Source organism: Ginsengibacter sp., from assembly GCF_057362405.1.
The window spans coordinates 21,835-40,230 of record NZ_JBMQQG010000148.1; the positions used below are offsets into that span (position 1 = coordinate 21,835).

Sequence of the window (18,396 nt, forward strand, 5' to 3'; positions counted from 1 at the left end):
TAATTCGACGCAACAATTTAAGCCGGTTTCCCTCCTTTTATGCGTGTTAGCACTGAAGTTCATAACTTAAACCCTACCACCAGAAATTTTTAATCCTTTAAAAATTCCAGGCTTGCCTCCAGCACGGCGTTCATTGCGGGAGGTAAATCATTAGAAGTCCAGGGATGGCTTCGTCCAAATACATGATCGCTTTGTACAGTAAACAATTGCGCGGATGGTTGCCAACTTTGAAGCTTAAGTGCGCTTGCTATTGGAACAGAATTATCCACTGTGCCATGGCAAAGCATTATTGGAATATCAATACTTTTGATGGCATTTTCTATGTCCAGCTTTTCATGGTTCGTCACATAGTCCTTATACAATTGATAACGCAGCGGCATCTCTTGTTTTGTTCGGGTATTTGTATAATATTGAACACCGTTCTCCTTCCACTCCTTCATTTTTTCTGCAGGCCAATTACCCCATGGAGTTTTACATTCGCTAATACTTGCCCAGGTAATTAATTTTTTTACTCTTTTATCTTTTGCTGCCTGCAGCATCGTTATTCCTCCACCCATACTATGTCCTAATAAAGTAAGGCGACTAAGATCCATCGACCGACTGAATTTATTTGAAGGAGCACAAATCCAGTCTATCACCAGGCGGAGGTCTTCCAGTTCAATTGAATAATTATTGTTACCAAAGGCTTCCAGGTCCACAAACTCTTCGGGGTGTTCGGGTGAGGTTCCATTATGAGAAAAATTAAATTTCACGAATACATAACCAAAGGCTGCAAATTTTTTAGCTATTAAATCAAAATTACCCCAGTCTTTAAAGCCATTAAAACCATGGGCATAAATGACGACAGGCCTTCGTATCGTTTCATCCTCAATAAATATATCAAGCGTCATTGGCATTTTGTCAACTCCTTTCAATAATATATTTTTCTCGATTAGCATTTCGTTTACAAATTTTAAGAAGAAAGCTTTTTATAACAATTCATTAGTTGGGTTAATATTATCAAACTAATCTAGCTCCGGATTTCTTATTTCAGTTTTACTTTAAATTTTCCGTCGGTTATAGTTACGGCATCTCCATTTACATTATATACGGTCCCGCTGAAAGAGCCGGTAACGACTCCCGTATTGTAAACAAAATTTTGAACTTTTATTACGAATGGTGCAGTTGGCAAACTTATTAATATGTCTTTAGGCGCATTATTATCATAATAATAAAATGCGGTTCGGTTGGTGCTCAGGTTAGATCGATCCTGGTCTAGCGGAACGTCAAGGTATACCGATAATACCAAGCCCGTATCAGCAGAACAGGCTGAAGGCCCAAATACAGTGAAGTCTTTTTTCGAATTGCCCCCAATAAAACCCGGGTTGGTGGCACCTCCACATAAAAACGAATTTCCTGTTTTGAAACTCCAGTGTCCAATGGAAATATCGCTTGCAGGATTACAAAGCGAGCAATCGGGAAATGCTTTAACAGTGCCGACTGGCCCCGGGCTGGCAGTATCTCTTACCAACCCGGTTGTGTCTATTCCTTCAATGCTGTATTCTTTATAACATCCAGTATTTTGCAACAGAATTGTTAGCAACATAAAAGCAAGAACCAGGAAATAATATGGTTTTGAAAACTTCATAAAAGGTGCCACTAAACAAGAATGTTCCGGTAAACAAATTTAGATAATAAATACCAGCCGCTAAATCATGTTTTCTAAACGCAACGCAGTTAACAAAGGTTGTACTTTTAATTACAGCACGGCGACTTCTTTTCAGCAATCTCGATGTTTTGGTTTACAATCTCTGTATTGAATTTCACAATTGTAACGACAAAACATGTGGCGGCACATCAATTGTCGCGGAAAAAAAATTTCCCAATTTTACATCTTCGTTCCTTTAATAAGTAAAACAGATTTTATTGATTGATCTTTCAAATGCAAAAATTTCTTTCGTTCCTCGTCTTTTTGGAAATTTTCAAAATCCTGTTCGGTATCAAACTCCACTAAATGGATTTCGTAAGGTTGTTCAATTTGATGTTCAATCAAAGTATTTTCCGTTGGCCGTACCCGCAATAACATTCGACCGTTATATTTTGAAATTACGGGAATTGCAATGTCTTCAAATTGATTAAATACATTTTCCTGCCCTTCTATAATATAAACCAATTGAGTAATAAAAATCATTTCTAAGGTGATTGTTGGAGCTGCAAACTTAATAAAAGTTGTGGGCGGAATTCCGCGACTTTATATCTAGTCTTTCTTCTATAATGAAAAGCAAATATCCTTAAACAAAAAAGTTTCATAGTTTTATGAACATGTCTTTTTAATATTTTTTTATGGAAAAATTAAACCTGTTTTTTTCCAGGATAAGGGAACTAACATTTTGGCAAAGATTATTTTCCTGGCGCCAGGTCAGGAACTTAAGTTATGATGCTTTTGAAGAATTTAAAACCCTTCAGAAAGACCTTACTAATAAAAAGAATCAACTCGATTTATTGGAAAAAAAATTATTGCAGGTAACCACGCAAAGCGAAGGATTGCAAAAGAGCATTCTGCAATTTGAAAAGTCTGTCTATAAAAAAGAAGAAGAAATCACTTCTCTAAATTATAAAATAGATGAATTAAACAGGACCATTTCACAACTAACGTTAGCTAATTCTAAATTTGAAAATACCGAAGAAGAGAGAACCAAAACTTATGAAAATAAAATAACCCAGCTTAATCAAATAAAAGAAACACTGGTTAATGATACCAAACGGCTGCATGATGATCGATTAGAGGAAGAAAGAATTGCCAACGAAAAATTAAAACGACAATGGAGTGAACATGAAATAAACGTGCAGCAAACTTTAAAAATCATTTGCCAGAATCATTTGATAAAATATATTGACGAGGTTCCCTTTCGTGGCAGTCCCGACAACACAATTGAAATCGCTGATGAATATATCATTTTCGATGCCAAGTGTCCTGCCAATGATGACCTTATCAATTTCCCGAAATATATAAAGGCGCAGTCGGAAACTGTGAAGAAATATGCCAACCAGGATAGGGTAAAAAAAGATATTTTTTTAGTGGTACCATCCAGCACCATTCATGTTATAAAACAAGTAACCTATAACATGGGAGATTATAATGTTTATGTAATTACCAAGGATGCACTGGAGCCTATCTTATTATCATTGAAGAAAATTGAAGACTACGAATTTGTAAATCAGTTAAGCCCCGAAGAAAGAGATAATATCTGCAGGGTAATCGGCAGATTTGCGCATACCACAAAAAGAAAAATACAGATAGACCAGTTCTTTGCTTCTGAATTTTTAGAGATTCTTGTAAAATGTACAAATGATTTACCGGAAGACATTTTGAAACAAGTAGTAGAATTTGAAAAAGCAGAAAGGTTAAATCCCCCTACAGAAAAAAAAGCCAAACAGATACTTACCAAAGAACTGCAGGATAAACATGAAGCTATTAACGCGGAAGCGGGCATTAGAGAAGTTGTTATTCCAATAAATTTTGAAGAAGTTAGGAATTTGGAGTGAGAAGTTCAATGGTGAATTTGCATCAAAACATTTTTCGCTTTATACAACTAATTATGCATGGCAAAGCAGAAGTTAATTAGCCAGCTTTGATAGTGTGGCCTTGTGCGTTACAAACTTTAAGCAAATAATAAGTATTGCAATTCTCAATGTATCCCAGAGCAAAACGTATGACACTTTAAACGCAACATCAAATAAACGATGACCCGCTGAAACAAATATTATTAACGATTTGAGTTCTAAGATCATTAATATTACCTGGGAGAGTACATACAAATAGGAAATTGATTTTAATAAAAAGTTGTTTTTCTTTAACGGGCTTAGTATGGTAGCAAAGTATAGCAAGTCCATAAAGATGTGGACGTAAAATTCGGGATATTGATTTATCCGGTGTTGAGGAAATCCTCCAATAAACATTAGAATATAGGCGCTTAATAAGAAGATAGCGCCAAGCCTGAAATAAATATTTCCCTTAAATAACAAATCAGGAACATACTGAACACGGGTAATACTAAATGAAAGAAAAAATAACCCTAGCATGAGGAGTGCTTCATTTAAATGCAATCCCATATATATTTCAAGACCAGTTAGTAAGGCTGTGAATATCATCAATAAAAAGCCTTTATTTTTCATTTCTTTTGGATAGAATCTATCGAATTTGAGTTGTTAAGATATTCGGTACCAAAAACAATACAGCATATGAACGCAGCAAATCCCTTTCTCTAGAATTTCAGATCATTTTTTTTATACAACCTTTCATATTTACTGTTTCTGTGGGCACCGATACTGGTGCCTATTCCACTGAAAATAATCTTAGTCATGTAATTGAAAAATGAAAAGTCCTTTAGTCTTTCGAAATAAATAAGGCCGGTTCTCGACGTATTATTATTTCTCACATAAAAGAAATTTACCAAATTACTTTCGGTACTCTTCAACAATTTTGTTTTTTCGGTTCCGCCCTTCTTTAATAATTTAATGTGCATGTTATGATAATAAAATTTCATTTTACCCCAGGCAACGTTTTCATTCCCGATGGCATTCATTTGGAAATTGTCCAAGTAACCAGTAATAAATTTCACGTTGGAAAGTGGCGCCAATAAAGGGTTTAAAATAGAGAGTGGGCCAGGTTTTACACGCAGATTAAGTCGGAAGCCATACAACGAATCCTTATAAGACTGATGTATATTAACCTCGAATGGAGCTTCATTTAAAAGACGACCATCTATGTTAATTGATAAAGAATCCTTTTGAAGTAGTTGATCATTCTTAATATTGTTGATATTGCCATTTAAATGCGTAAGTTCCAGGGTGCCGTTAAGCCGCGATTTAGCATTTCTCTCCGTATAGGTTACATTTCCATCGTGTATTAAAACCTCGTTAACGGCAAGAGGCATATCAATTTTTTTTATTTGTTCTGTAAATAATTTTTTTCTAACGTCCGGCAACATCGGTGGAAATTTATCACGGTAAACATTTATATATGGATGATTTAAATTAGCTGTTTGTAACGCCAGGGAATTTTCATTGAATAGTTTAACCAAATCAATGCCGGCAAACAAGGATTGGCCAGCATTAAAATATATATAATCCATTTGATAATGACTCGATGCTATTGCAGAATCGCGGGATATTAATGGATGGTAATTGATTGAATCTGCAATAAGTTCCTTTTTATTCCCATTGTACTTTACATTATCAACTTGCCACGAAGAATGTTTAGTGATATAATTTGCTGAAGAAGTACTAAACCAGGCGTCGGCATTTGCGGCAAGTAATTTAAGTGGATTTCTTATTGCATCGCTGTTTAATGCTACATTACCCAGCGACAAGTCTTTCAACAATAGATGATTTTCTTTTATATTGAAAGCGAACCCTTTGGAATTTTTTAAATTTAATACTGCGACAAATGCCTGCCACGGGCGTGAGTTTGCAGCGAAAGGGTAGTTAATCTTTTGCAGGCTTACATTTATATTACGGTCAATATCCACAACTTTTTCATCTCCTTTAATGTATGCTGCTTTGCCTGATTGCAAAGTAAAATCACCGGCGGTAATTTTATCCGAATCAATCGCAACGTCATCTATCTTTATTATACTTTTTTTAGAATAAGGTAATAAAATACTGCTGCGGGATAAACTGTCCTGCAGCAATAAATTGATAGCAGGTTCAGTAATATTTAAGTGTTCAATTTTAAATGAAGGAGCTTTGTTTGAACTTTTTAAAACTGTTGATGACACATTATGTTGCCGGAAATTTATATCGGGAGATTCTAATACAACATTTTTAAGAAAAACATCATTGCTAAAATATTGGTTGAAAGATCCTTTTAATTGAACAGAAGGAATAGAAACAGTTAAACTTACGGCACTATCGTTTCGTTGAAACACAGCATCTTTAAAATCCTGCGCATTATCGTTTAAATTAAATTTCGTCGTTTTCACTTGTATAGATCCATTTGCAAAATTCAATGCTTCCCCGGCAAGATGCAATCCCTTCATTTCAACGGGCCCGTCGTAATTTTTAAATATTGATTCTATTTGAACATCATTTATAAATGCATTCGCTTTATTTTCGTTTTTTTCTATTTGCAAAGAAGTTTGCCTGCCTTGTATGTTTTTTAAAAGTAATGATGTATTTCTGTGACGCCGTTTGCCCTCAACGGATAGATTTACTTTTATGGTGCCTTTTCTCCACAGCAGGCCATCAACTACAAAACTCTTATTGTTATTTTCTGAATAGAGCGTGTTGATTGTCACATCTTCAATCTTCGAATCAATCTGGCCACTATTGTTTTTAATAAACAGTTCTCCGGCGTGCAACTCGTTATTCGCATCAAAGACTACATCTTTCAATTGCGCATTTATATCGCCAATTTTAAGAAGACCATCAGTGAATGATAATGTTTCAACATCGTTATAAAGACGTACATGTTTAATGTCAATAAAATTTTTACCCAGGAGTCCAAGATTAAGTCCGTTTAATTGCAAAGAATTATTAATTCCCCAGTTAACGTTAATGGTTCCATTTATAACTTCAAGTTTGTCAATCGCCATAAAATCATCAAACGTGTAGGTGGAATTAAAGAGCATTGATTTTCTGGAAATTTCAACCTTTCGGTCTTTTTTAAAATTTATAACCGGGTCGTATAATATGGCTTTGGTGGCTGTTAAATATTGATTGAAAATCAACTCAGACCAGTCGATACCTAAAAGAGCAAAATAATGTACGTTGTAGTCCCTGTAGTTCCTTGCTTTATTTTTGCCTGACACAGTGTGTACCGAAAAATTATTCAGCAATAATTTATCATTCGAAAAACGGACACTATCAAAAGAAAAAACAGAAGTACTATCAGCATTGTAGAGCTTGTACCCTTTTACCATCATGTCAAAACTCTCCAGGGATACCAACTGGGATGAATCGGGATTAATGCGAAGATTTTTTATTTGGAAGTTAACCTTACCTGAATGAAAGTTTGACAGCGCTCTTTTTCCTTTCACATTCAAATGTATATCGGCGTTCATTACTCCAACAAAACGAAGGTCCAGGTTTCCAGAAAAAGTTTTCAAAATATTTTCAATATCCGGTATTCCTTTGGCTGTTTTGCTGCTATCACTTCTCGAAGAATTAAGGTTGATATCGGTGACGGGATTTTCGCAATAAACTGAATCTGCCCTTATAATATTTCTTTTACCCAGGGCATTAAAATCAACTCCCACAAGCGCTAACCTTTTAAAACTAATGGAATAACTATTTCCCGATTCATAAGTTGGCAAGCCAATAATTGTACAACTGTCGAGTATTATACTCCTCGCCTGCTTTATAGAAAGCGTCTTAAATATTAATTTATGGATGCCATCGCTAAAAGCAATATCCTGGTTAGAAGAACTAAAATCAATATCATTTTTCTCAAAATACTGACCGGGATGATCTCTGTATTTATTGAGCTTTTTAAGGGTGAAATAAATGTTGGACAACTCAATTGGCTTTTTGCCGGGTGATAGATTGTTAAGAATAAGCTTTGCATTAATAATATAAATTGAGTGAGTGTGTAGCTCTGAAACACCTTCTTCTATTGAATTATATATTTTTCCAAGTTCAGCACCGATGGAAAGTTGATTCGTTGAATCAGCGCTACTTTTTATATGATTGTTGTAAACCTCAATAATTGGATCATAGGCTTTAATTTCCTTTATTTCCAATGTCCGATGATACAGGAGTGACCATATTGAATTGGTGTGCAATTTGATTTTCCTGAAACTAACCTGGTACTTGTTAGGACCATTATTCTTGTCTGTACCTGAAATGTTGGCTTCGCGAATATTTACATCGCTATTAATAAAATCAAAAGTTGCCTCAGCAAGCTTTAACTTTAGCCGGCCACCGGATCTTTCGTTAAAAAGATTGATTAAAATGCTTTTTGAATTATGCACAAACCAGGCGTATCCTGCGCCAAGGCCAATTATAAAAGCACAAAAGATTCCGATACCCAACTTTATAAAATGCTTCCGCAAAGGTCTAAGGCTTTTTGTTGACATAAAAAGTAAGGATTAATCAATCATTTCTGTATTTTAATTTGTAAAAATAACGAGATAATTTCTGCCTTCATTTTAATGGTCAGGATTATTAAAAGCCTAAGCCCGGATAATGAAATGGCGATTAAATCGTTTAATACTCTTTACAATGAGTATCTTTTACTTAAATCGTATTCAAAAGGGTGCTTCATAATGATAATGGTGAGCAAATTATTTTCTTAATTTTAACTAATAATACTACTACCAATGAAAACGATCAAGATAGGATTGTGGACTATTTTTTGCATTGCGTTCGCCTCGTGTCAGAAAGAGTTTAGTAATGAGGACCCCGGCGGCACCACACCAACCGCTTCCAAAAGGGTAAAAACATATACTGAGGACATAACATCTGGAGGGACGCATTCGGTAACTACTTTCGATCTCAGCTATGACAACTCCAACAGGCTTCTTAGCATGACTTCCGAGACGAATCCGGGGGATAAGATTGTATTTAATTATGGTAACGGTAGTTTTACCAGCGATATCTATAATTCTAATGCGTTATCTATACATGAAATGTTTTTCCTTAACAGCAATTCATTTGTTGACAGCACTTTTCAATATAACGATACGAATGATACCACCACAGAGAAATATATTTACAACGGCGCCAAACAATTGGTTACTTTCAAAGAGTATGATTATTCCGTGTTAACCGGCGGCGTTTTAGCTAATACAACCAATTATAAATACGATAGCAACGGTAATCAAATATCAGCTACGGACAACTATTCAGTAACACTTTTTGATTATACTGCGCTCGCAAATACCATTGTAATTGGCGCCCCTTACTTTCCAGTAAACAAATACCTGGTAAAAACTACTACCTATAGTTTTGGCGTTTCATCCATAATTCTCAGTCATACCTACACTTTCGATGGAAGCAACCGGCTGAGCACTGAGACAATAACGGATGGCGCGACATATACTTTCATAAAAACATACACCTATTAGTGACTTGGGTTAAATACCATTTCCTTTCCTCCACATAAAAAAAATCTCAAACAGTTACGTTTGAGATTTCGAAACTTCATAAGAAACCCAGTTAAAAAATTTTGCAGGAAAGAATCTTTATTTTTTCCTGGTATATGTTGATGTTAATTAAATAGAGTAAAGCAATTTGTATGCCATTCCAACGGGTATTGGACGGGTGAAAATATTATTAATATCTAAACTTTTTTAATTGCACATCCCTCTTCCGCGCAAAAAAATTTAAGTCAGCAGAATCTTTTCGCATTCACCCCTCACATTGTCGTTTTTGCACATCATCGATTCAATGTGATCAATATAATTTTATCCTAACAAAAAAATATTGATTATTAAAAAAATTAGCAATGAAAACGACGAAAATTATTTATTGGGCTACCACTATGCTTATTGTTTTGTTTGATGGCCTTATTCCTGCATTAACATCTAACACAGAATTGGCCAGGCAGGGTATCAGCCATTTGCAGTATCCCGATTATTTTAGGGTGATGCTTACATTTTTTAAAGTAGCCGGAGCTTTAGCATTGATTTTACCGTTTATAAAAGGCAGGTACAAGGAATGGGCTTATGCGGGTTTTGGAATCGATTTTATCTGCGCAGCTATTTCTCACTGGGTTGTGGATGGGTTTGGCGCATTAGCCATTGTGCCGCTGATTGCTTTTGCGGTATTAGCTATATCATATGTTTTTTATAACAAAATAAATAGAAAGAGAGAAGTGAGATCGTCTATCACCAATTCCAACTCTCAAAAACTAAAGACTCCTGATCATGTCTTTGTCCCCTTATCTTAAAATACTCAAATGAAAACAAAAGCAACCTTCTAGTACCCGGCTTTAAATGTAAAGTCAAATAAAAAAACCCGGCAATTTTAAAACCAGGTTTTTTATTTAAAACTTATTTTTTTGCTTCAACTTTTACGATCCTGTATAAAATTCGTGCTGGCGGATTGAGGGATATTTTTTGAAGTGAATCAAGCGCCGTGCTGGGAAATGTAACGCTAGGGCTCCAGGTTGGATTTAGCGCCGATTTTAAATTTGAATAAAGATCAACAGATAAACAATTAAATTTCATGTTGCCTCCTGTCGGCAATATCACAATGGAATTGCCCCAGGCTTTCTGATCTACCTGGTTATTATCCATCGCGGTCTTAATAAATGGTCCCCAGTTGTTTTTTTCTATCGCATTAAACTGATTAGGGTCTGACGAGTTATGGTAGTTAAACATAACATAGTTGAAATCTTTATCAGGTACAGCATTTGCCACCTGCACCCACGCATTATCCATTATAAATACTTCAGCGGTTGTTGTACTTATTGAGTTCGTTTCTATTTTTGAAATGGGCACACCCGGAAATAGTTTTGTGGGGTCGAAGACCTTGCTAAGATCTGCATTGATATCGGGGAAAGAATTTACAAACATATAGTTTGACGAAGTACCCAGATCTGTACCACCTACCTTTTCCAAAAGAGCCCAGAAACTCATTTTGCCGTCATCGATCGCTTTCCGTGCTACTTTGCTCCAGTAAGTCGTTTCCCTCTTTATAAATTCAGCTACCTTGTCAGGAGCTACATGCCGATACTGATAAGTGGTAATATCCTGTGCCCTCATTGAATTGAAGGAGCCCAGCATGATGGCCATAATAAAAAACATAATCGGTAATCTTTTGAAATAAATTCTCTTTTTCATTTTTTTGAAGTTTTAGTAATGAAGGATAAATAATTAGTATAGATGCCAGCATAAGTTTGCAACTCATTCTTATCAGAAAATTGATTTGACAAGACGCGACATAGTTCTGGATCAAATAGCAGGGAATTAAGTTAGCACCAAATCGTAAGGGAAACGAAAAAAGAAAGTATTATAAAACTTGTTACGAAAATTAATCATAATATTTCAATTCAACAAGTTTAATAACCAAAACGGCTACCCTAAAATTTTATTGAGGTACGAAGTTACCACATTGGGAAATTTTATGGGCGCAGCAGGATTATCAGGATAATCGTTCAATTGCAAATGCCACCAGCTTACCGTGTTCCATTTGTTCAATTTATATCCAATGTTTGTATAGTCGGCGAGCCGGGTAAAGCCAAAGCCTTTGTGAAACAAAACACTTTTATCGTTGGGTATTGTGATACCGGCATACACGTTCCTGCATCCCTGGTGTCGTAATATCTCAAACAAAACTTTGTACAATGCCTTGCCTATTCCTCGCTGCTGATACTCATTATTTATATACACAGAACTTTCAGCGCACCATTGATACGCTGCTCTTTCCCTGTGCCTAGTGGCATACGCGTAGCCGGCGATTACACCGTCCATTTCATAAACCAGCCATGGCCAGTTCTGCTGATACGTAATTATTCGTTGTTCAAAATTTTCCGTGGAAGGGATTTCCGTTTCAAAAGTAACGGCCGAATTGATAATATATGGGATATAAATATCGAGGATAGAACCAGCATCTGTAGGCCTTGCAAGACGAATTGTTTTCATAAATAAATTTACAATTTCAGAATGATTTATGAAAACACAATTAGCAATTGATATTGATTTAAAATTTTCCTTGAGTCAATATAAACTTAACCATTATTGAACCAGTTTAATGCCAGTTTGTGTAAATTCAATTTTTCGTTCGCGATATAATTTACCCGTAGTCATTTTAAATGTCTTCTTGCTCATGCCAAAAAAAGAATAAATATCTTCCGGTGACGATTTATCGTGGTAAGGGAGGTAACCATCATTTTCCTGCAACAATCGCAATACTTTCGCACTTTCATCTTCAACACGGTTGTAGCCGGGCTTACCAGCGACAACATCTATCATAAACTCGCCGTCTTCATTTACCGGATATATTTTTTTTATAAACCCCGGAAAGCGATCGCCAATTTTAATGGGGCGATACACTTCATTAAAATGCAATAAACCCGTGTGCTGATTATTGATGATCACCACGTATCCAAGATCGCTTTTTCGATAAATTAAAAGATCAACCAAATCCATTTCTTTTACGCTTAACTCCTTGTTGGAAAGAAATGGTTCCAGTTTTTCAGTAGCAAATAATCTACCCGTTTGTTCATCCTTCAGTATCTTAACTACATACTCTCCATTTGGAATCATAAAACTTACCTGCCTGCTTCTTGGTATAAATAAATCTTTCATTAATCCCCAATCTAAAAAAGCGCCTTGCTGGTTGGTGCTTACCACTTTTAATCTCACAATATCACCCAATACTCCTAATGGCTTTTGTGTAGTGGCAATAATCCTGTCTTCGCCATCATGATATACAAACACTTTTAACTCATCTCCTATTTTCGTTCCGGCAGGCACAAATCGTTTTGGCAATAAAATACCAATATCGCCATCATCAAGAAAAACACCCATAGCTTTTTCTTTTATTACCCGAAGCACATTGTATTCACCAATTTTTATCATATTGAAACCGACGTATTAACGTAAAGATACTGTAATCAAAAAACTGAAAGATTCAAATTTGTTGTTGAAGTACCTGGCAGCACTCTTCAGTACATGCGTTTTTCAAAACCGTTAGTTACGAAAATCTTATTTGCAGATTTTCCGTATCTAACCGTTCCATGCATTCAATAATCTTCTTATAATAATAATTTCACCCGTATGATAACTGTTATGATCTGCCAATACCAATGCTTCTTTTAACAGGCTCTGACCAGTACCATGCTTAAATGGCCTGAATAAATCATCCCCTGCATTCTCAATTAATTTTATAAAAGATTCGCGTTCTGTTTGTATTTTTTCCACACATTTTAGCCATGCCTCTTCAGATTGAGGGGCAGATTCTTTCGGCCAATAACCTTTCGGCCATTCCGGAGAAACATGCTTTGGATTTCGCGAAAATTCAAGAAGATCCCATTGGGCAATTCGAATGTGTTCAGTGATCTGCCAGATACTGTAGGGAAGATTCCCCGGTTTTTCGCCTAATAATGAGTAAGGTATGTTCTCAAGCGCCTCATCGAGAAATATATGGGCATTTCCTTTCTCAATTAAATCAACAATATTTTTCACGAGTATATTAAATTGAGAAGAAGTAATTCTTTGTTTGTTCATAATAGATTGACTTTTTGCGTATTGCAATATGTTAACAAATTAGTTCTTTTTCTACAAAATAATTTGGCATAAAAACAGTTTATCATATAGTATTTAACACAAATTTTTGTCCCCGGCTGTTTGCTTACGGACTCGTTTAACGTCTAACTATTAGCGTTAAACTAAAAATTACTTATCATGAAAACGAATTCTACACACCAGGAGATTTTATTATTGACTGGAACTACATTTTCTAAAAGAGAATGGTGTGAAAAAATTTCCGATAAAAAAAATAATCTTTCGGAAAAAGAACAGTTGGAAGAAGCGTGTTGGAATGGCTTGTTACCCGAAATTTTACCCGAAGTGTATTTACACTCAGAATCAGATAAAAAATTATTTCTTTGGCAAATAAAACAAGGAAATTCTTTTATAGATCTTGAAATGGGCGACATTCCCGAAGAAACGGAGAAAGAATTTTCCATAGACCCATATTCATTTCTGCACCTTCAATTACTTTCATAAAGACAAAAGCTTACAGGAATAAGACCTGTAAGCTTTGTTATCTTCATTTTATTATCCTCGCAAAAAACAATTAACTTGGCGCGCTATAAATAACTGCGTCATGAAAATTATTCTGGTAAGTTTTTGTATTCAAATAATTCTAGCAACAGCTTCTGCTCAAACAAAATTTTCTCCTCCTCCCACACCTGCAATTCCCGTTGAAGACACGTTGCACGGAGTAGTGCTTACTGACAATTACCGTTGGCTTGAGGATAAAGAAGATCCAAAAGTCATTGAATGGACAAAAGCGCAGCATGACTATGGTATACAATATTTGAACGCGTCTCAAAAAATACATCCCGGCGTTCGCAATGAAATTGCTGCTTACATTGACATAGATTACGAAGGACCGTTAAGCAAACACGGCAAACGCGTTTTTCAAAACGTAAAGAAAAAAGGTGACAAACAATATAAATTATATACCATTCTCAACGGAAAAAAAATACTGATTTGGGACCCGGTTAAATTAGATACTTCAGGTAAGACCTCTACCTCCGGCGTGGATTATACTTACGATGGGGAACGGGCAGCCATCAGCGTGCAGAAAAGTGGTGCAGAAATTTCGACAACATATATTATCGATACACGAACTGGCAAAATACTATACACTCCCCTTCTTAACACAGATGGTTTTAACTGGACAAAAGACCAGCACCATGCATACTTTACCATTCGCAGCCAGGAAGATGTAAACAAACAATTGCCGCTAAAAACATACCGCTGGGAAGTGGGCGCTCCGGCTAAGACGGCCGAATTTATGGGCACAACAGCCGATGCGAAAAACAGTTACTTCGTTTATGATAACCGTTATAGCGACGTCAGCTTTTATGGCGAAGGCGACTTCTACTCCAACAAATGTTATATGCGAAAGACCGGCACTAACGACCAGGGAATATTAATTTATGAAAGCAAAAAATCGACTTGCTACCCGGAAGCCATCGGAGACAAACTGTACATTCTCACAAACGACAACGCACCAAATTACCGGTTAATGGTAGCCGAAAAAAATGATCCGGAATATAAAAACTGGAAAACGCTGATTCCTGAAAGTGTAACTGTAATGCAGAGCTACGTCGTTACTAAAAACAACATTATTATCCAGGACAAAAAAGATATACAAAGCAGGCTGACATTGTATGATCTTGATGGAGATAAAATAAAACAAATCGATCTGCCTGAGACTGGAAATGTGGCTGGAATAAGTTATGACAGGGAAGAAGATTCCATCTATTTGACGCTGAATACTTTTACCTCAATGCCAAAAATTTTTGTAGCGTCGCCATCTAATTTTAAATGGCGTTTATATTATGAAAGGAAATTACCGGTCGACATGAGCAATGTTGTTGGTGAAATAAAATTTTATTATTCTAAAGACAGCACAAAAGTTCCTGCATTTGTAATTCACAGGAAAGACATGAAACTCGATAGCGCCAATCCTGTTTTACTCACCGCTTATGGTGGGTTTAATATCGGAATTGAACCACATTACTATGGATTTTTTGCTCCCTTTCTTAACCGCGGGGGGGTAATTGTGGAAGCAGGAATAAGAGGTGGCGATGATTATGGCGAAAGATGGCATCGTGAAGGTATGTTGGCCAACAAACAAAATTGTTTTGATGATTTCAATTCGTGCGCCGAATGGCTGATAAAAGAAAAGTACACGAGCCCTTCCAAATTGATTGCCATCGGTGGCAGCAACGGTGGATTGCTCATGGGCGCAATAGCGACGCAACGCCCGGATTTATATAAAGCCATTGTTTGCGAAGTTCCTTTACTCGATATGTTGCGTTACCAGAAATTTTTAATTGCACGTTATTGGATTCCGGAATACGGCACATCAGATAACGACGCTGACTTTCGCTGGTTGCTCCGCTATTCTCCTTATCAAAATATTCGGGTAGGCGTTAACGTACCAACGATGCTGGTTACAGCCGGAGCTAACGATAGCCGTGTGGATCCCATGAATGCAAAGAAATTTGTAGCTGTACTTCAAAACAACATCGGCCAGGTTAGTCCCATAATTTTACACATGGATTATGACAGCGGCCACGGCAGCGGTCAAAGCACTAAGCAATCCATCGATAATTGGGATTTTGTTTTTGAATTTATTATGAATCAATGGGGGCTGTAATTGCTTCTGGCATTTAAATGCCGCGATAATTATCATTTGCATAGAAAAAAATACCTTTACAAAAATTTATTTTATGTCAGTAAACTGGAATGGAGTCTTCCCGGCTCTTACAACGAAATTCACAACTGATGATCAGTTGGACCTTCCCATGTTTAAGAAGAATCTTGATGCGCAATTACGGGCAGGCGTTCATGGCATAATATTGGGCGGCACATTGGGTGAAGCAAGCACTTTAACGACAGAAGAAAAATCGCGATTGGTACAGTTTGCGGTGGAAAATGTGGCAGGGAGAATTCCGGTAATATTAAATATAGCCGAAGGTGCAACAAGCGAAGCGCTAAGGCAGGCAGAACTTGCTGAAAAATGGGGCTGTGAAGGTTTAATGATGCTGCCCCCAATGCGATACAATAGTGATCACCGCGAAACAGTAACTTATTTCAAGAGAATAGCAGACTCAACTGCGTTACCCATAATGATTTACAACAATCCTGTTGATTATAAAATAGAAGTTACCCTGGATATGTTTGCCGAATTGACAGAATGCAAGAATATACAGGCCGTAAAAGAATCTACCCGTGACGTAACCAATGTAACGAGGATGCTTACACGATTTGGCGGCCGTTATAAAATACTGTGCGGCGTAGATACCTTAGCAATGGAAGAAATGCTGATGGGAGCTCATGGCTGGGTAGCAGGCCTTGTGTGTGCTTTCCCCGCTGAAACAGTAGCAATTTATAATCTCGTAAAAGCAGGCAAAATTAAAGAAGCTACTTATATCTATCGTTGGTTTATGCCCTTGCTGGAACTCGACATTCATTCCAAATTGGTTCAATATATAAAACTTGCTGAAAGCCAGGTGGGCCTTGGCACAGAGCACGTTCGCGAACCCAGGCTAACCTTGGCAGGAGCAGAAAGAGAAAGAATTTTAAAAGTAATTAATGATGGCATCGCCTCAAGACCCCGGCTTGCCAATTATTTACAGCAGGAAACATCCTATACCGCTTCTTTAAAAAGTGTATCTCTATAAAAAATCTCAGAAATGTTAGCAACTAAAAAAAACCCTTCGGCAACTACTTCAATTGATGAAATAATGCAGCACGCTTTGCAGGCATTTAATGAATACAAAAATACTTCAGCGGAAAAAAAAGCTATTTTCCTGGAAACGATTGCCAATGAAATAGAAGCATTAGGGGATGTTTTGATAAACAAGGCAAGTGAAGAAACCAATTTGCCCGCAGGAAGATTGACAGGAGAACGGGCAAGAACTACTATGCAACTTCGCACGTTTGCAGCAATGGTAAAAGAAGGAAGTTGGGTGGAAGCTTCCATCGATACGGCTATCCCTGATCGTCAACCGGTTCCCAAACCCGATATAAGAAAGATGTTGATTCCGCTTGGCCCCGTAATAGTATTCGGAGCCAGTAATTTTCCTTTTGCCTATTCTACTGCTGGCGGGGATACTGCGTCAGCATTAGCTGCGGGTTGCAGTGTTGTTGTAAAGGCACATCCAGCCCATGTTGAAACTTCAACTATGGTTTATGAGGCCATTAAAACCGCCATCGAAAAATGTAGGATGCCCGATAATGTTTTCCAACACGTAACTGATGAAGGTTTCACAACGGGGAAAGCCCTGGTGCAGCATCCGGCGACAGCGGCTGTTGGGTTTACAGGTTCCTTTAGCGGTGGTACGGCATTGTATGATTATGCAACCGAGCGAAAAAATCCGATTCCGGTATTTTCTGAAATGGGAAGCATTAACCCGGTTATTTTTTTTGAAGAGACCTTACAAAAAAATGCAGATGCATTGGTTAAAATGTATGCTGGTTCTGTAACATTGGGCATGGGGCAATTTTGTACTAATCCAGGTTTGATGATTGCGGTTGAAAGCAAAGCACTAAATGACTTCTTGGAAAATTTAAGTGAAGAAATTTCAAAATTTATTCCTTCAAAAATGTTGCACGAAGGAATTCAAAAAGCATACATAGAAAAACAGGAGAAAGCACTGTCGCAAAAAGGCGTTACACTCGTCAAAAAATCTACTTCCCAGTCTAACGGTATTAAAACACTTCCCGCAATTGCTACCGTTAGTGGTGAAACATTTTTAAATAACCCAACCCTGCACGAAGAGGTATTTGGCCCTTATTCTTTAATGGTAAAATGTAACGATATTAATGAACTGAAGCAGGTGTGGCAATCAGTTGCGGGCCAGCTCACTACTTCCTTAATGGGCACCGATAAAGATTTTAATGATAACAAGGAATTAATTGCAATTGCTCCAACAATTGCAGGCAGAATCAATTTTAATAATCCTCCTACCGGTGTGGAAGTTTGCCCGAGCATGGTTCATGGCGGGCCCTTTCCTGCAACTACGGATAGCCGTTATACTGCAGTTGGCATTAACGGCGTTAAGCGCTGGGTAAGGCCTGTTTGTTTCCAAAATTGCCCGGAGTATTTATTGCCCGAAGAATTAAAAAATCTAAATCCTAAAAAAATATTCCGGCTTGTGAACAGCCAACATAACAACGGAGATGTTGAATAAATATCAGCATGATCTCAGCCCTACATAAAATA

The 18,396-nt window shown here is 36.9% G+C and carries 16 protein-coding genes; 7 read left to right on the forward strand and 9 right to left on the reverse strand.

Annotated elements, in window-relative coordinates; genetic code table 11:
• Positions 1-89: 89 nt before the first annotated feature.
• The 3 genes from ACO1O5_RS11870 to ACO1O5_RS11880 all read right to left on the reverse strand — a co-directional run bounded on the left by ACO1O5_RS11870 (position 90) and on the right by ACO1O5_RS11880 (position 2,170).
• Positions 90-938 (reverse strand): alpha/beta hydrolase family protein, encoded by an 849-nt coding sequence (locus ACO1O5_RS11870; RefSeq protein ID WP_486270446.1) that lies wholly within the window; start codon positions 936-938, stop codon positions 90-92.
• Positions 939-1,024: 86 nt separating this feature from the next.
• Positions 1,025-1,627 (reverse strand): hypothetical protein, encoded by a 603-nt coding sequence (locus tag ACO1O5_RS11875; protein ID WP_486270448.1) that lies wholly within the window; start codon positions 1,625-1,627, stop codon positions 1,025-1,027.
• Between the two features lie 240 nt (positions 1,628-1,867).
• Positions 1,868-2,170 carry a DUF1330 domain-containing protein gene (locus tag ACO1O5_RS11880; protein ID WP_486270449.1) on the reverse strand — a complete coding sequence of 101 codons (303 nt, stop codon included), beginning with the start codon at positions 2,168-2,170 and terminating at the stop codon, positions 1,868-1,870.
• 152 nt (positions 2,171-2,322) lie between these two features.
• Between ACO1O5_RS11880 and ACO1O5_RS11885 the strand changes: the two genes are divergently transcribed.
• Entirely contained in the window at positions 2,323-3,525 is a 1,203-nt protein-coding gene (locus tag ACO1O5_RS11885) for a hypothetical protein (RefSeq protein ID WP_486270451.1), read from the forward strand.
• A gap of 72 nt (positions 3,526-3,597) precedes the next feature.
• Here the strand turns inward: ACO1O5_RS11885 and ACO1O5_RS11890 are convergent, their stop codons facing one another.
• Positions 3,598-4,155 carry a hypothetical protein gene (locus ACO1O5_RS11890; RefSeq protein WP_486270453.1) on the reverse strand — a complete coding sequence of 186 codons (558 nt, stop codon included), beginning with the start codon at positions 4,153-4,155 and terminating at the stop codon, positions 3,598-3,600.
• An 89-nt stretch (positions 4,156-4,244) separates the two neighbouring features.
• Positions 4,245-8,057, reverse strand: coding sequence for a hypothetical protein (locus ACO1O5_RS11895; protein WP_486270455.1), 3,813 nt, complete (start codon positions 8,055-8,057; stop codon positions 4,245-4,247).
• Between the two features lie 243 nt (positions 8,058-8,300).
• Between ACO1O5_RS11895 and ACO1O5_RS11900 the strand changes: the two genes are divergently transcribed.
• A complete protein-coding gene (locus ACO1O5_RS11900) occupies positions 8,301-9,047 on the forward strand; it encodes a hypothetical protein (RefSeq protein ID WP_486270456.1) in 747 nt (248 codons plus the stop codon).
• A gap of 380 nt (positions 9,048-9,427) precedes the next feature.
• Positions 9,428-9,871, forward strand: coding sequence for a DoxX family protein (locus tag ACO1O5_RS11905; RefSeq protein WP_486270458.1), 444 nt, complete (start codon positions 9,428-9,430; stop codon positions 9,869-9,871).
• Between the two features lie 103 nt (positions 9,872-9,974).
• Here ACO1O5_RS11905 and ACO1O5_RS11910 read toward each other — a convergent pair whose 3' ends face one another.
• The 4 genes from ACO1O5_RS11910 to ACO1O5_RS11925 form a co-directional block, all read right to left on the reverse strand.
• Positions 9,975-10,766: a hypothetical protein gene (locus ACO1O5_RS11910; RefSeq protein WP_486270460.1), complete on the reverse strand. Its 792-nt coding sequence runs from the start codon at positions 10,764-10,766 to the stop codon at positions 9,975-9,977.
• Positions 10,767-11,000: 234 nt separating this feature from the next.
• A complete protein-coding gene (locus tag ACO1O5_RS11915) occupies positions 11,001-11,567 on the reverse strand; it encodes a GNAT family N-acetyltransferase (RefSeq protein ID WP_486270462.1) in 567 nt (188 codons plus the stop codon).
• A gap of 93 nt (positions 11,568-11,660) precedes the next feature.
• Positions 11,661-12,506 carry a CvfB family protein gene (locus ACO1O5_RS11920; RefSeq protein WP_486270464.1) on the reverse strand — a complete coding sequence of 282 codons (846 nt, stop codon included), beginning with the start codon at positions 12,504-12,506 and terminating at the stop codon, positions 11,661-11,663.
• A gap of 147 nt (positions 12,507-12,653) precedes the next feature.
• Positions 12,654-13,154 carry a DinB family protein gene (locus ACO1O5_RS11925; RefSeq protein ID WP_486270466.1) on the reverse strand — a complete coding sequence of 167 codons (501 nt, stop codon included), beginning with the start codon at positions 13,152-13,154 and terminating at the stop codon, positions 12,654-12,656.
• 177 nt (positions 13,155-13,331) lie between these two features.
• Here ACO1O5_RS11925 and ACO1O5_RS11930 point away from each other — a divergent pair, with 177 nt between their 5' ends.
• The 4 genes from ACO1O5_RS11930 to ACO1O5_RS11945 all read left to right on the forward strand — a co-directional run bounded on the left by ACO1O5_RS11930 (position 13,332) and on the right by ACO1O5_RS11945 (position 18,364).
• On the forward strand, positions 13,332-13,655 hold the full coding sequence (locus ACO1O5_RS11930; RefSeq protein ID WP_486270468.1) for a hypothetical protein: 324 nt from the start codon (positions 13,332-13,334) through the stop codon (positions 13,653-13,655).
• Between the two features lie 100 nt (positions 13,656-13,755).
• Positions 13,756-15,825, forward strand: coding sequence for a prolyl oligopeptidase family serine peptidase (locus ACO1O5_RS11935; RefSeq protein ID WP_486270469.1), 2,070 nt, complete (start codon positions 13,756-13,758; stop codon positions 15,823-15,825).
• A gap of 73 nt (positions 15,826-15,898) precedes the next feature.
• A complete protein-coding gene (locus ACO1O5_RS11940) occupies positions 15,899-16,852 on the forward strand; it encodes a dihydrodipicolinate synthase family protein (RefSeq protein ID WP_486270470.1) in 954 nt (317 codons plus the stop codon).
• Between the two features lie 12 nt (positions 16,853-16,864).
• On the forward strand, positions 16,865-18,364 hold the full coding sequence (locus ACO1O5_RS11945; protein WP_486270471.1) for an aldehyde dehydrogenase (NADP(+)): 1,500 nt from the start codon (positions 16,865-16,867) through the stop codon (positions 18,362-18,364).
• The last annotated feature ends 32 nt before the right edge of the window (positions 18,365-18,396 follow it).